At 73.6% G+C, this 12,871-nt stretch carries 13 protein-coding genes; 4 read left to right on the plus strand and 9 right to left on the minus strand.

Annotated elements, in window-relative coordinates; translation table 11 throughout:
* The first annotated feature begins 5 nt into the window (after positions 1-5).
* Complete coding sequence (locus ACIP89_RS18060) at positions 6-1,166, plus strand: YihY/virulence factor BrkB family protein (protein WP_401929152.1); 1,161 nt, start codon at positions 6-8, stop codon at positions 1,164-1,166.
* Positions 1,167-1,175: 9 nt separating this feature from the next.
* Here the strand turns inward: ACIP89_RS18060 and ACIP89_RS18065 are convergent, their stop codons facing one another.
* Positions 1,176-1,580, minus strand: coding sequence for a CU044_2847 family protein (locus ACIP89_RS18065; RefSeq protein ID WP_401929151.1), 405 nt, complete (start codon positions 1,578-1,580; stop codon positions 1,176-1,178).
* 65 nt (positions 1,581-1,645) lie between these two features.
* Between ACIP89_RS18065 and ACIP89_RS18070 the strand changes: the two genes are divergently transcribed.
* A complete protein-coding gene (locus tag ACIP89_RS18070; RefSeq protein ID WP_402115649.1) occupies positions 1,646-2,389 on the plus strand; it encodes a DUF6597 domain-containing transcriptional factor in 744 nt (247 codons plus the stop codon).
* Here the strand turns inward: ACIP89_RS18070 and ACIP89_RS18075 are convergent.
* From ACIP89_RS18075 to ACIP89_RS18090, 4 genes are all read right to left on the minus strand, one after another.
* Positions 2,386-2,781 carry a VOC family protein gene (locus ACIP89_RS18075; RefSeq protein WP_402115651.1) on the minus strand — a complete coding sequence of 132 codons (396 nt, stop codon included), beginning with the start codon at positions 2,779-2,781 and terminating at the stop codon, positions 2,386-2,388. The two genes, ACIP89_RS18070 and ACIP89_RS18075, sit on opposite strands and share 4 nt — an antisense overlap.
* A 75-nt stretch (positions 2,782-2,856) precedes the next feature.
* A complete protein-coding gene (locus ACIP89_RS18080; protein WP_402115652.1) occupies positions 2,857-4,428 on the minus strand; it encodes a 3-hydroxyacyl-CoA dehydrogenase in 1,572 nt (523 codons plus the stop codon).
* A gap of 89 nt (positions 4,429-4,517) precedes the next feature.
* Positions 4,518-5,282, minus strand: a complete 765-nt coding sequence (locus tag ACIP89_RS18085) for a CoA-transferase subunit beta (RefSeq protein ID WP_402115654.1) — start codon at positions 5,280-5,282, stop codon at positions 4,518-4,520.
* Positions 5,279-6,196, minus strand: coding sequence for a CoA transferase subunit A (locus tag ACIP89_RS18090; protein ID WP_402115866.1), 918 nt, complete (start codon positions 6,194-6,196; stop codon positions 5,279-5,281). The genes ACIP89_RS18085 and ACIP89_RS18090 overlap by 4 nt, the downstream gene beginning before the upstream one ends.
* 144 nt (positions 6,197-6,340) lie before the next feature.
* On the opposite strand from ACIP89_RS18090, the gene ACIP89_RS18095 reads away from it, so the two are divergent.
* Together ACIP89_RS18095 and ACIP89_RS18100 are read left to right on the plus strand one after the other, a co-directional pair.
* Positions 6,341-7,237 carry a LysR family transcriptional regulator gene (locus tag ACIP89_RS18095; RefSeq protein WP_401929144.1) on the plus strand — a complete coding sequence of 299 codons (897 nt, stop codon included), beginning with the start codon at positions 6,341-6,343 and terminating at the stop codon, positions 7,235-7,237.
* A 156-nt stretch (positions 7,238-7,393) separates the two neighbouring features.
* Entirely contained in the window at positions 7,394-8,620 is a 1,227-nt protein-coding gene (locus tag ACIP89_RS18100) for an acetyl-CoA C-acetyltransferase (RefSeq protein WP_401930961.1), read from the plus strand.
* Between the two features lie 66 nt (positions 8,621-8,686).
* Here the strand turns inward: ACIP89_RS18100 and ACIP89_RS18105 are convergent, their stop codons facing one another.
* The 4 genes from ACIP89_RS18105 to ACIP89_RS18120 all read right to left on the minus strand — a co-directional run bounded on the left by ACIP89_RS18105 (position 8,687) and on the right by ACIP89_RS18120 (position 12,833).
* Positions 8,687-10,138 carry a sialate:H+ symport family MFS transporter gene (locus tag ACIP89_RS18105; RefSeq protein ID WP_402115656.1) on the minus strand — a complete coding sequence of 484 codons (1,452 nt, stop codon included), beginning with the start codon at positions 10,136-10,138 and terminating at the stop codon, positions 8,687-8,689.
* Positions 10,139-10,201: 63 nt separating this feature from the next.
* Positions 10,202-10,897: an N-acetylmannosamine-6-phosphate 2-epimerase gene (locus ACIP89_RS18110; RefSeq protein WP_402115657.1), complete on the minus strand. Its 696-nt coding sequence runs from the start codon at positions 10,895-10,897 to the stop codon at positions 10,202-10,204.
* Positions 10,894-11,871: an ROK family protein gene (locus ACIP89_RS18115; protein ID WP_402115658.1), complete on the minus strand. Its 978-nt coding sequence runs from the start codon at positions 11,869-11,871 to the stop codon at positions 10,894-10,896. Before ACIP89_RS18115 ends, ACIP89_RS18110 begins: the two co-directional genes overlap by 4 nt.
* A gap of 2 nt (positions 11,872-11,873) precedes the next feature.
* On the minus strand, positions 11,874-12,833 hold the full coding sequence (locus ACIP89_RS18120) for a dihydrodipicolinate synthase family protein (RefSeq protein ID WP_402115660.1): 960 nt from the start codon (positions 12,831-12,833) through the stop codon (positions 11,874-11,876).
* Positions 12,834-12,871 lie beyond the last annotated feature (38 nt).

Here is a 12,871-nt window from a genome sequence, read left to right on the forward strand (position 1 = left end):
TGGACGTGCAGGCAGCAAATGAAACACCCGAGCGGCCACCGGGCCGGCTCCACCGGGCGCGAGTCCTCTACCGCAACGTCTCCAAGCGGCAGATGGCCTGGCAATTGCTCAAGGACACCGTCAACTCGTGCATGGAGTACCGCATTCTGGGACTCGCGGCCGAGGCGGCGTTCTTCACCCTGCTCTCCCTGCCGCCGCTGCTGCTGGGGCTGATCGGCCTGCTCGGCTACGTCGACGAGTGGACCAGCACCACCACGGTCGCCTCCATCGAGAACAACATCCTCAGCGCGGCGCAGACCGTGCTCTCCCAGCGCGGGGTCAACGACTTCGCCAAACCGCTCCTTGCGGACGTCACCACCGGGGCCCGGCCCGACGTCATCTCGATCGGTTTCGCGATCGCGCTCTGGTCCGGCTCCCGCGCGGTCAACGTCTTCATCGACACCATCACCGTGATGTACGGGCTCGACGGCCAGCGCGGCATCGTCAAGACCCGGATGCTCGCCTTCCTGCTGTACGTGGTGGCGCTGCTGCTCGGCGCGATCGTGCTGCCGCTCCTGGTGGTCGGCCCCGACCGGGTCGTGGAGTACATCCCCTGGGGCACCGAGCTGATAAGCGTCATGTACTGGCCCCTGGTCATATTGCTGTCCATCGCCTTCCTGACAACGCTCTACCACGTGTCCGTCCCGGTCCGCTCGCCCTGGATCGAGGACACCCCGGGGGCGCTGATGGCGCTCGCGATCTGGGTGCTGGGCAGCTTCCTGCTGCGGATCTACCTCACGAGTACGGTCGAGGGCCCGACGATCTACGGATCGCTCGCCGCACCCATCGCCGTACTGCTGTGGATCGGCGTCTCCGCGTTCGCGGTGCTGGTGGGCGCCGCCGTCAACGCCGCCATCGACCGGGTGTGGCCCTCGGTCGCGACGGCCGCGGCACGTGCGGCCAACGACCGGGTGCGCGCGGTCCAGGCGGCGGAGTTCGTGGCCCGCACCCAGGCCGGGGGCCGGCACGACGACGTGGACGACGACGAGGACGAGGGGGACAGCCCCTACATGCCGTCCGAGTTCCCGGAGCGGTGGTCCCGGTTCCTGCCGCCCGACGACGTGAAGTCCAGGCTCCAGCCGGGCCGCGAGAAGGACCCGGACAAGCCGTACCGGCCCAGCGAATAAGGGCGGGCGTCAGCCGGTGGCAGCGCCGGGCGGCTGCGGCGGGGCCTGCGGTGGCCGAGCGGCCTGGGCCGGCAGTACGGGCTGCGGCGCCGGTGCGGAACCGGGCGACCACGACAGCTTGACCGTCAGATGGCCCTCCACCGCGCTCTTCGCGATCACGGCCCCGGCCTCGGTGGTGATCTTCACGCCGAACTCGATCTCCACCCCGTCCGGTTTCAGCGTGCCGTCCCGGAACACCGCGAGCGCCGATTCGGCCGCCGCCCGGATTCCCTGGAGCGCGTGGTCGAAGGTGCGCCCGGAGCGGGCCAGGGCGTTGCCGTCCCGCGAGACCAGCTGCGCACCCGGAGCATGCCGGTCGACCTCGACCGTCACCGTCGCGCCGCTGTCGGTGGTGAACTCCATCAGTGCCGCCATGACCGCCCCCGGGATGCCGATTCCGCCCGTTTTCCGTGTGCCTGTCCTTCGACGAGAATAGTGGCATGGGCGACCGGTACGAAGAGCGCGCGTCGAGACTCGACGGCGCGAAGGTGTGGACGCTGACCGTGGAGCCGGGCTCGGCCCACCCGGTGCTGCCGGACGGCTGCATGGACCTGCTCTGGATCGGCGGCAGGCTGCTCGTCGCGGGCCCCGACACGCGTGCCGAACCCGCGTCCGTGAGCGACGGGGGCAGCTTCGCGGGCATCCGCTTCGCCCCCGGCACGGCTCCCGCCCTGCTCGGCGTACCGGCGCACGAACTGCGCGACCGCCGGATCGCGCTGGCCGGGCTGTGGCCGGACGCGGAGGTCCGCGAGCTCGCCGAACGGGTCGCGGAGGCCGCGGATCCGGCCGCCGCCCTGGAGGAGATCGCCCTGCGCAGGGCGGCCGCCACCGCGCCCCCGGACCCGGTGATGACGTATGCCGCCGCGCAGCTGGACCGCGGCCGGTCCGTCGCGGACACGGCACGGGCGGCCGGCCTCGGCGCCCGCCAGCTGCACCGCCGCTCCCTGGCGGCCTTCGGATACGGCCCCAAGACACTCGCCCGGGTCCTGCGGCTCCAGCGCGCGCTGGCCCTCGTACGGGCCGGAAAGCCGTACGCCGATGCCGCGCTCGCGGCGGGCTGCGCCGACCAGGCGCATCTCGCCCGGGAGGTGCGTGAACTGGCCGGCACCACCCTGACCGGATACCTCGCCGCCTCCCAGGAAGCGGTCTCCCAGGAAGCGGTCTCCGGGGAAGCCGCCTCCTAGGACGCGGTGGCGGCGAACAGCGACACCGCGCAGCCGTCCGGGTCGAGGACGACGGCGTACCGCTGCCCCCACACGGCGTCCCACGGCTTCAGATGGCCCCGGTACCCCGCGTCCGTGAGTTCCGCGTAGACGGCGTCGACCTCCGCCGGACTGTCGCAGCGGAAGGCGAGACCGAGGCGCTCACCGCCCTTCGGCCCCGACCACTCGGGATCGAAGGAGCGGACGACGTCCTCGGTGTCCCACAGCAGGCGCTGTCCGCCCGGGAGTGCCACTTCGACATGGGGCGCGGATTCCGCGTCCGCGGGGATGCCGAGGCCGAGCCGGCGGTAGAAGGCGAGCGATGCGGGCAGATCCGCGGTGGTGATGGCGACCGCGTCGAGTCGTGGAGTCATGGTCCGACGGTAGGCCGGGCGCCCGCCGGCGGTCTTGTACGAATCGGTCCTGCCCGCCGCCCCGGCCCGGCCCCGTCATACCTTCCCGGGCGCGTCCTGCGGGTTCGCGAGGCAGTGCTCCGGGGAGGTGCCCGGGTCCGTCAGGGCCAGGCCGAGGGCGGCGCGTTCGGTGACCCAGCGGGTCGGGCGGTGGCGCGGGTCGCCGGTCGTCGCGTACAGGGCCCGGTGCAGCTCCAGCATCCGGGCCGCGCCGATCCGGTCACCCCAGGCGAGCGGCCCGGCCGGGTAGCCCAGACCGGTGGTGACGGCCGGATCGATATCGGCGGGGGCCGCCAGACCGCGCTCCGCGATGGACGCCGAGACCGACACGATGGAGGCGAGCAGCCGCTGCGCGACCGTGCCCGCCGTGTCCCGGACCACGGAGACCGCGAACGGCCCGACCCCGTGCGCCGCCCGTGCCAGCACCGCGCGGGCGTCCCGCGCGGCCGCCGGTTCAGCGGCGGGTGTCACCGCGAGTACCCGGCGGCGTCCGGCGGCGGGCAGCGGGTCCACGCCGAAGGTGCGCCCGGCGGGCAGCCGGTGCGCGGCGACCGCGGAGGCGACCGTGGTGCCCCAGACCGGGACCAGCACCAGCGCCCCGGCCGACGGCTGCGGCTCCGCTTCGACCGTGGCGCCCGCAGCGCTCAGTGCCTCGCGCAGCGCGGCGGCGTCCCGGTCATCGGGTGCGGCGGCGAAGACGTGCACCGGGCGGTCCGGGTCGCCGGTGACCGGCGCCTCCGCGGCCGGGGCGGGCGCCTCGGAGCCGTACGCGAACCAGCCGCGTCCGGTCTTGCGGCCGAGCAGTCCGGCGGTCACCCGGTTCGGGGTGAGGTAGGAGGGGCGCAGCCGGTCCTCGTGGCGGAAGCCCGCCCAGATCGAGTCGATGACGGCGGCGGTCACATCGAGTCCGGTGAGGTCCATCAGCTCGAACGGGCCCATCCGCAGGCCGAGTACGTCCCGCGCGATCCGGTCGATGCCCGCCGGGTCGCTGACGTTCTCCTCCAGCAGCGCGAGCGCCTCCGTCACGAGTCCGCGCCCGGCGTGGTTGATGAGGAAGCCGGGGGTGTCGGCGACCGTGACCGCGCGGTGGCCGCAGCTCTCCACGAACTCCGTGAGCAGCGCCGGGATGCCGGGCCCGGTGGCCGCGCCGGGCACGACCTCGACGATCCGCATCAGCGGCACGGGGTTGAAGAAGTGCAGCCCGGCCAGGCGCGTCGGGTCCGCCAGCGTGGCGGCGATCCGGGTCACGGACAGCGAGGAGGTGTTGGTCGCGAAGACGGCGGAGCCGGGCAGCGCCCGCTCCAGCCGGCCGAAGACCTCCGCCTTGGTGGCGAGGTCCTCCCGCACGGCCTCGATGACCAGCTCGACCTCCGGGCCCGCTGCCCACGGGTCCTCCAGCGGGACGAGACGTGCCACGGCGGCCGCCGCTTCGTCGGCGGTCGTCCGGCCCTTCTGCACGGCCCGCTCCAGCATGGAGCGCACGAAGCCGGCCGCCTCCGTCACCGCCTCCGTCCGTACGTCGCCCAGCTCGACGGTGTGTCCGGCCACGGCTGCCCACTGGGCGATGCCGCGGCCCATGGCTCCGGCTCCGACGATCCTGATACGCATGGCGGTTACGGTCCTCTCGGGGTGGGGGCAGGTGGATCGGTCCGGTGGCCCCCGCGGATCTTCGCGGGGCCCGTGGCGCGTCCGGCCGCTCAGCGCAGGTACACCCGGTCCGGGTCGACATCCTCGCGCAGCAGCCGCAGTTCGTCCCGCGTCGGGGGCGGTACCTCTTCGACCGTGCCGGCGACCCGGAGGTCCCAGCCGGTGGCCGCCCTGACCCGGTCGACCGTGACGCCCGGGTGGACGGCGACGAGCCGCAGCTCCTCGCCCACCCCCTCGCGGGCCAGGATGCCCAGTTCAGTGACGACCCGGGTGACTCCGGCGCCCAGCGGCCGGATGCCCTCGGCCAGCGCCCGGTCCGGTCCCGGCGTGGTGCAGAAGTCCAGCTCCGCGGCGAACGAACGGAGGTGGTGACGGCGCATCACCACGAAGACCTCGCGCGAGTTGGCCATCACCTCGACGCCGCCCCCGGAACCGGGCAGCCGGACCGAGGGGCTGTCCCAGTCCCCGATCACCGAGGTGTTGAGGCTGCCCCAGCGGTCGATCTGCGCGGCGCCGAGGAAGCCGACGTCGATATGGCCGCCCTGGAGGACACAGCCGAAGAGCACGGGCATCGGGATCACCGCCTCCGCGTCCGTGACCAGCACGGCGTCGGCGATGGTCTCCGGCAGCCGCGAGGGGTGGGCGCCGCAGACCCCCGACTCGTACACCACCTCGATGTCCGGGGCGACCGTCAGACGGGCCAGCTCGGTGGCGAGCGTCGGCAGCCCGATCCCGGCGAACACCGTCCGGCGCGAGGCGAGTTCGCGGGAGGCGACGACGGACAGCAGCTCGGAGGAGGTGAGGGGGGTGCTCACAGCCGCCGCCCGTAGTCCACCGGCGCGCTGAGCGCCTCCCCGACGGCGAGCCCGGCCCAGTACTCCGCGCCGAGCTTCTCGACGTACTCGGTGTGGTCGGCCGTTCCGCGCACCCACTCGTCCAGCCAGTCCTGGAGCCGCCGCGGGTCCTTGCTGATGTGCGACCAGGCCCGGTAGAAGGCGTTGTCCCGGTCGTAGTACCCCTGCGCGAAGGACGGGTGCGCGCCGCGCGGGCAGCAGACGACGGCATCGACCGCGTGGGCGGGGACCAGGGTCCGGTTCGGGTCGGAGCGGATCACCGAGTCGTCCACGATCTCCTCCACCACCACGACCGCCTTCCCCGCCGCGTACACCGCCTCGGCCTGGACGCCGGTCAGCCCCCACATCTGGGTGTTGCCGCCGCGGTCGGCGCGCTGCGCGTGGATGATCGTCACATCCGGGTTGACGGGCGGTACGACGTAGATCTGCTCGGGTTCGCCGTCCGGGCCCGGATAGGGCGAGGTGACCTTGCGCAGACCGCTGTTGACGGACGGCAGATCGCTGCCCCCGTAGGAGCGCAGCGGATAGAACGGCAGCCGCTGGGAACCGGCGAGGTAACGGCAGACCATCCCGTAGTGGCTGTACTCCTCGAAGGCGAGCGGCGCGGGATCGGCGCTCTCGACGCGGCGGCGCAGCTCACCGAGCGAACCGGCCGAGGAATTGCCCACGAACGAGGAGACCAGCCGGGTCACGCACCCCGCGGCGAGCATCTGGTCCACCACGATGTCCGCAGTCATCCGCACGACGGTCAGGTCCCGGCGGCCCTGCCGGATGATCTCGTGACCCGCGGCGGTCGGGATGAGATGCGTGAAGCCTTCGAGGCAGACGGTGTCGCCGTCGTGGACGAAGCCGGCGATTGCCTCCCTCATCGGCATCGTCTTGTCCTTCGTGGCCACGGTGCTCCTCCGCTGCAGTGCGTCGCTCCACCGTGTCAGCGGCCATTGATCGGTGTCCAATACCAAATTAAGGTCGGATCGAGACGGCTCATTGATCAATGGCCGCTTGCGGCAAGGGGGGATATGGAACTGCGCCATCTGTCCGCGTTCGTCGCCGTGGCCGAGGAACTGCACTTCGGCCGGGCCGCCAAGCGGCTCCAGATGGCCCAGCCGCCGCTGAGCCAGCAGATCCGGCAGCTGGAGAAGGAGCTGGGTGTCCAGCTCTTCGAGCGCAACACCCGCTCGGTCCGGCTCACCAGCGCGGGGGAGTCGTTCCTCCAGCCGGTACGGACCGTGTTCGACGACCTCGGCGTCGCGGTACGGGCCGCGAAGGCGGCGGGCCGCGGCGAGTACGGCCGGGTCGGCATCGGCTTCGCGGGCGCCTCCAGCCACGAGACGCTGCCCCGGCTGACCCGGGCGGTGCGCGCCGCCCACCCCGGCATCGAGCTGGTGATGACGGGCCAGACCTACGCCAACGTCGCCCTGGCGCGGGTCGCCGACGGCTCACTGGACCTGGGGTTCGTACGGCTTCCGGTGACCCAGCCGGGCGTCGCCCACCGGGTGATCGACGAGGAGGAGCTGGTCTGCGCGCTCCCGTCCGACCATCCGCTCGCCGCCCGGGACAGCGTCTCCATCGAGGCCCTGGCCGGGGAGCCGTTCGTCTCGTTCCCCGCCAACACCGGCTCGACCGTCCGCGACGCGATGGTCGGGGCCTGCGAGGCCGCCGGGTTCAACCCGAGGGTGGTGCAGGAGGCCCCCGACTCGTACACCATCATGGCGCTGGTCGCCGCGGGCGTCGGGGTGACCCTCACCGTCACCTCCGTCCAGCACATCCAGCAGAACGGCCTCGTCTACCGCCCGCTCGCCGGTCCGCCCGTCCGGCGCCAGGCCGCCCTGGCCTGGCGGGCCGACAACCCGTCCGCCGCCCTGCGCGCGGTGCTCGCCGTCGCGGAGGACGCCCTGCCCACACCGTCCAGTTGACCGGCCGCCCCCATTGAGACGCGCCGCGTCCTGAACCAGGGGCAACTGGATATTGGACCGGCTCGGCGGCCGGGTGCGAGGGTCGCACCACACCCCCGGCCGCCCCCACCTCCGGCCGATGCCCGCCCCCGTTCCTCCGCCCCGAAAGGCCCCGCCGTGCCAGACCCGAACGATGTCGTGATCTGCGAACCGCTGCGAACCCCCATCGGCCGCTTCGGCGGAGCGCTCGCGGGGCAGGCGCCGGCCTCCCTCGCCGCGCTCGTCATCGCCGAGGTCGTCGCCCGCACCGGGATCGACCCGGACCGGGTCGACGAGGTGATCCTCGGGAGCGCCTACCCGTCCGCGGAGGCCCCCGCCATCGGCCGGGTGGCCGCGCTCGACGCCGGGCTCCCGCAGTCCGTCACCGGCACGCAGATCGACCGCCGTTGCGGCTCCGGGCTGCAGGCGGTCCTCGACGCCGCGATGCAGATCGGGGCCGGCTTCAGCGAGGTGGTGATCGCGGGCGGCGTCGACGTCATGAGCGCGGCCCCCTACTACACGCACGACGGCCGCTGGGGCATCAAGGGCCCCGGCCTCCAGCTGCACGACTCGCTCGCCCGGGGCCGGGTCACCGCGGGCGGCGTCCACCACCCGGTCCCCGGCGGCATGATCGAGACCGCCGAGAACCTCCGCCGGGAGTACGGCATCAGCCGCGCCGACCAGGACGCCCTCGCCCTGCGCTCGCAGCAGCGGGCGGCCCGCGCCGCGGCCGAGGGCCGGTACGCGGCGGAGACCGTCCCCGTCACCGTGCGGAACCGCAAGGGCGAGACGGTGGTCACCGCCGACGAGCACCCGCGCCCCGACACCACCGCCGGGCAACTCGCCGCGCTCCGCCCGATCATGGGCAAGTCCGACCCGGCGGCCACCGTCACGGCGGGCAACGCCAGCGGCCAGAACGACGCGGCCGCCGCCTGCCTGGTGACCAGCGCCGCCACGGCGGAACGGCTCGGCCTCACCCCGCTCGTCCGGCTGGTCTCCTTCGCCCGCGCCGGAGTGCCGGCGGCGACCATGGGCATCGGCCCCGTCCCCGCCACCCGCACGGCGCTCGCCCGCGCCGGGCTCACCCTCGCCGATCTGGACCTGATCGAGCTCAACGAGGCCTTCGCCGCCCAGGTGCTGGCCTGCACCCGCGAACTGGGGCTCGGCGAGAAGGACCACGAGGAGCGGATCAACGTGAACGGCTCCGGCATCTCGCTCGGCCACCCGGTCGGCGCCACCGGCGCCCGCGTCCTCGCCACGCTGACGCGGGAACTGCACCGCCGCGAGGGCCGGTACGGGCTGGAGACCATGTGCATCGGCGGCGGCCAGGGGCTGGCGGCGGTCTTCGAGCGCATCGCGGCCTGACCCCCGCCGTTTCCGGACGCTCCCGCGGCCGCCCTTCGGGCGACGACGGCAGTTTGACGACAGGCCCTAGCGGCTCGCCCGCACACTGTCGCGGGGCGGCGGCGCCAGGTGGTCCGGCGCGGAGTCCGGGTCCGTCAGCCGGTTCAGCCGGGCCGGTACGTCGAGGCCGACCAGCAGCACGACGATCACCGTGCCCGCGAAGGTCAGCACCGCCAGTGCCCGGCCCAGGTCCATCCCGGAGGCGAGGTGTGCGCCCAGGACCGGGGCGACGGCTCCGCCGAGGGCGCCCACGTTGTACGTGAAGCCCAGTGCGGCGCCCCGGCTCGCCGTCGGGAAGTGGCCGCCGATGTAGCGCGGCAGCAGTCCGGAGATGCCGAAGCTCGTCGCCTGGAGGAGGAAGAGCAGCATGCCGAGCAGCAGCAGGTTGTCGTGCACGGCGAACACCGGATAGACGAAGGCGAGCGAGGCCAGCAGGGTCAGCGCGTACGCCTTCTTCGTCCCGATCCGGTCACCCAGGAAGCCCGCCACCCAGCAGCCCACCATGGTGCCGAAGCCCGCGAAGTACAGGACGTCGGTGACCTGGTCCGTGGTGTAGCCCAGCTCGGTCTTCAGATACGTCGGCAGCAGCGCCTGGATCGGCCACGAGTACAGGAACGCGAAGAACAGCGTGACGATCATCGACAGGTACAGCACCCAGCTCCGCTTCCCGCCCAGCTGTACGGCGAACGCGGCGAGCGAGAGACCGGCGACCACCGCGAGCGCCGGGACCATTCCGGCGCCGCCCGGTGTGAAGACGAGGAACAGCGCGACCGTGGCGACGACGACCAGCACCGTGTTGGCGGCGGACCGGGCGCGGGTGGCGAACAGCGGCGCGAACGGATTGGGCCTGGCGCCCTTCTCCGCGACGGACTCCGTCCACTCCTCCGCCTCCGGCAGCGAACGGCGCATCCACAGCGCGATGGCGATCGGGACGAGACCCAGGTAGAACATCCAGCGCCAGCCGAGCGAGGGGACCACCCAGTCGTAGACCTGGGCGGCGAGCACCGAGCCGACCGAGAAACCGGAGATCAGGAAGCCGCTGGCCCGGCTGCGCATCCCGGCGGGCCAGCTCTCCATGACGTACGTGGAGCTGGCGCTGTACTCACCGGCCATGCCCATGCCGATGGCCAGCCGGGCGGCGAACAGGCTGTGGTAGTTCCAGGCGAACCCGCAGGCGAACGTTCCCACCGAGTACAGCAGGATGCTCAGCACCATGGAGAGCTTGCGGCCGTACCGGTCACCGATGGCGCCGAGGACCGCCCCGCCCAGCCAGCGGGTGATGAACGCGCCGGAGATCAGGCTGGCCGCCTGCACCGTGCTCAGGCCGAACTCGTCACTGATCTCCGTCAGCACGAGGGTGATCAGCACGAAGTCGAAGCCGTCCAGGACATAGCCGATCCAGGCGGCGAGAAACGACTTCCACTGGGTGCGGCTGACCTGGCGGTACCAGGGGAGCGTGGGGGGTGATGTGGTCTGCACGGTGACTCCAGGATGCGGGACGGCGCTCGTCCTCGAACAGCCGTCCCGCGTGGTGGGGGAGGGTCAGGGCCGGGCGATGCCCGCGACGAAACGGGCGGTCAGGGCCGTCGGGGCGGTGATGGCGGTGCCCACGACGACACTGTGCGCCCCGAGCCGCAGGGCCTCGGCCGCCTCCTCCGGGGTGTTGATCCGGCCTTCGGCCACGACCGGGACGTCGATCGCGGCGGACAGCGCGGCGACCAGGCCGAGATCGGGTCCGGTCTGCTCAGGCGTGCCGGGCACGTAGCCGGAGAGGGTCGTGGAGACGAAGTCGGCTCCCCGCGCGGCCGCCGTGACGCCCTCTTCGAGCGTGGAGACGTCGGCCATCACCAGCGCGCCGGCCGCGTGGACCGACTCGACGAGGTCCGCGAACGCCGAGCCGTCGGGGCGCGGCCGGTCGGTGGCGTCCGCCGCGACGACGGCCGCACCGGCCTCGGCCACCGCCAGGGCGTGCCGGACGGTCGGCGTGATGTAGACGCCGGTGTCGCCGTCCTTCCACAGGCCGATGACCGGCAGGCCGACGGCCTCCACGATCGCGGCGACGACCGCCGGCTCGTTGGCGCGGATCGCCGCGCCGCCACCGGCGACGGCCGAGAGCGCCAGGCGCACCAGGGTCGCGGTCTCCCGCATCGGGTCGCCGGGCGGGGCCTGGCAGGACACGATCAGCCTGCCCTGAAGTGCTGCGGCGAGGTCCCGCGCGGCCGGGTTCTGAGCGGTCATCGGTGGGCTCCCGGGTGGTGGAGGGGAAGGGTGGTGGTCAGGGCGGCCGCTCCGAGCACGGCCGCGTCGTGGCCGAGGAGCGGCGCCCGGGGGACGAGCCCGCGCAGCGGTTCCATCAGCTCCGAGACGAACGCGGCGCGCAGGGCGTCCTCGTACAGCGGGCCGATCCTCGGGACGCCGCCGCCGACGACGACCCGGTCGGGGCCGAAGGCGTTGGCGAGTCCGCCGAGCACATGGCCCGCGGCGGCCGCGCCCGTGGTGATCGCGGACACCGCGGCCGGGTCGCCCTGCGCGGCCCGTACGGCGACGGTCTCCAGCCGGTCCACCGGTGCACCGGTCAGCCGCTCGTAGTGGGCGGCGATACCGGGGCCGGAGGCGATGACCTCCAGGTGGCCGGTGGACCCGCAGGTGCAGGGCAGCCCGGCCGCCTCCGGGCTGGGCAGATGGCCGAGGTGCCCGGCGATGCCGGACGCGCCGTGCAGCATCCGCCCGTCGACGGCGATCGCGCCGCCGACCCCGGTGCCGATGGCGGCGAAGAGCAGCGAGCCGCGGCCCTGCTGTTCCGCGTTGAGCGCGGCGAGCTCCGGGCCGGCCGTGGCGCGTACGTCGTTGTCGCAGGCCACCGCGTACCCGGTGCGGTCCGCGAGGCCGGCGCCCAGCGCGGTGCCGGCCCAGCCGAGGATGGAGTCGGTGGCGCTGGTGACCATGCCGGTGCGGGGATCGACCACCCCGGCCGCCGCGATGCCCAGGACCGCGGCGGCCCTGCCCGGGTCGGCCTCGGCCGCCGCAGCGGCGAGCGCGTCGAGCACCGCCGCCGCGCCGGCACGGGCCGGGGTGGGGCGGCTGTGCCGGGCCAGGACCGTGCCGTCGGCGCCGAGGAGCGCGGCGGCGATCTTCGTACCGCCGAGGTCGAGGCCGACGACGGGGCGTCCCTCCGGCGCTGTCCTCACGGTCGGGGCCACCGGTGCCGTCATGGTCATCGGACCGGCGGCAGACCGGCGGCGCGCAGCAGTCCGGAGACCAGCGCGACGGATTCGGCGGACAGCTGGATCTGCGGGAACGCGGTGTCGCCGCAGTCGATGACGCCCAGCAGCCGGAGCGCCGACTTGAACGAGCCGAGCGCGGAGGAGCTTCGGCCCATGTCCGCCTCCGGTCCGGCGTCCACCATGGCGAACAGCGCGATCAGCCGCTCCTGCTCCTCGGCGGCCAGCGCCCAGTTCCCGGCCCGCGCGGCCTCGTAGAGCCGTACGTAGCCGGCCGGGTCCACGTTGCCGATGCCGGGGACGACGCCGTCGGCGCCGGCCAGCAGCGCCGCGTCCACGGTCAGTTCGGAGCCGGTGAGGATGCTGAAGCCGGGCACCGGGCCGTGCGCGCGGCCCTCGCGGCCACCGAGTTCGACGATGAGCCGGCGCAGCCCGCCCTCGTCGCCGCTGCTGTCCTTGAGCCCGGCCAGGGTGCCGTCCTCGGCGAGTTCGCGGACCAGCGCGGCGGACAGCTTGCTGTGCACGGCGACCGGGATGTCGTAGGCGAACAGCGGCAGGTCCACCTCGGCGCGCAGCCGGCGGAAGTGCCCGGCGATCTCCTTGCCGTGGGTGCGGGTGTAGAACGGCGCGGTCGCGACCAGGGCGTCTGCGCCGAGCCGGGCGGCGGACCTGGCGTGCTCGACGACCCGGGCCGTGGTGGTGTCGATGACCCCGGCCAGCACGGGGACCCTGCCGTCGGTCGCGTTGACCACGGTCTCCAGGACGGTGGCGCGCTGCTCGTCGGTGAGGTAGGCGACCTCGCTGGTGGACCCGAGCGCGAAGAGTCCGTGCACGCCCCCGCCGACGAGGTGCTCGACGAGCCGGGCCAGGGACGCGGTGTCCACCTCCCCGTGGGGGTCGAGCGGGGTGCAGACCGGCGGGACTACGCCCTGCAGCGGTGCGGTCAGAGACATGGTGGAGGCTCCAGCTGATCGGGATGCCGATCCGGGCT

Origin of the sequence: Streptomyces sp. NPDC088730 (genome assembly GCF_044751215.1) — a bacterium.
Classification (GTDB): domain Bacteria; phylum Actinomycetota; class Actinomycetes; order Streptomycetales; family Streptomycetaceae; genus Streptomyces.

What these genes read in the sequence shown, in the direction of transcription:
- ACIP89_RS18065 (WP_401929151.1), bottom strand. Translation starts at nt 1,580, where the DNA reads ATGGCGGCACTGATGGAGTTCACCACCGACAGCGGCGCGACGGTGACG.
- ACIP89_RS18070 (WP_402115649.1), top strand. Translation starts at nt 1,646, where the DNA reads ATGGGCGACCGGTACGAAGAGCGCGCGTCGAGACTCGACGGCGCGAAG.
- ACIP89_RS18075 (WP_402115651.1), bottom strand. Translation starts at nt 2,781, where the DNA reads ATGACTCCACGACTCGACGCGGTCGCCATCACCACCGCGGATCTGCCC.
- ACIP89_RS18080 (WP_402115652.1), bottom strand. Translation starts at nt 4,428, where the DNA reads ATGCGTATCAGGATCGTCGGAGCCGGAGCCATGGGCCGCGGCATCGCC.
- ACIP89_RS18090 (WP_402115866.1), bottom strand. Translation starts at nt 6,196, where the DNA reads ATGCCGATGAGGGAGGCAATCGCCGGCTTCGTCCACGACGGCGACACC.
- ACIP89_RS18095 (WP_401929144.1), top strand. Translation starts at nt 6,341, where the DNA reads ATGGAACTGCGCCATCTGTCCGCGTTCGTCGCCGTGGCCGAGGAACTG.
- ACIP89_RS18110 (WP_402115657.1), bottom strand. Translation starts at nt 10,897, where the DNA reads ATGACCGCTCAGAACCCGGCCGCGCGGGACCTCGCCGCAGCACTTCAG.
- ACIP89_RS18115 (WP_402115658.1), bottom strand. Translation starts at nt 11,871, where the DNA reads ATGACGGCACCGGTGGCCCCGACCGTGAGGACAGCGCCGGAGGGACGC.
- ACIP89_RS18120 (WP_402115660.1), bottom strand. Translation starts at nt 12,833, where the DNA reads ATGTCTCTGACCGCACCGCTGCAGGGCGTAGTCCCGCCGGTCTGCACC.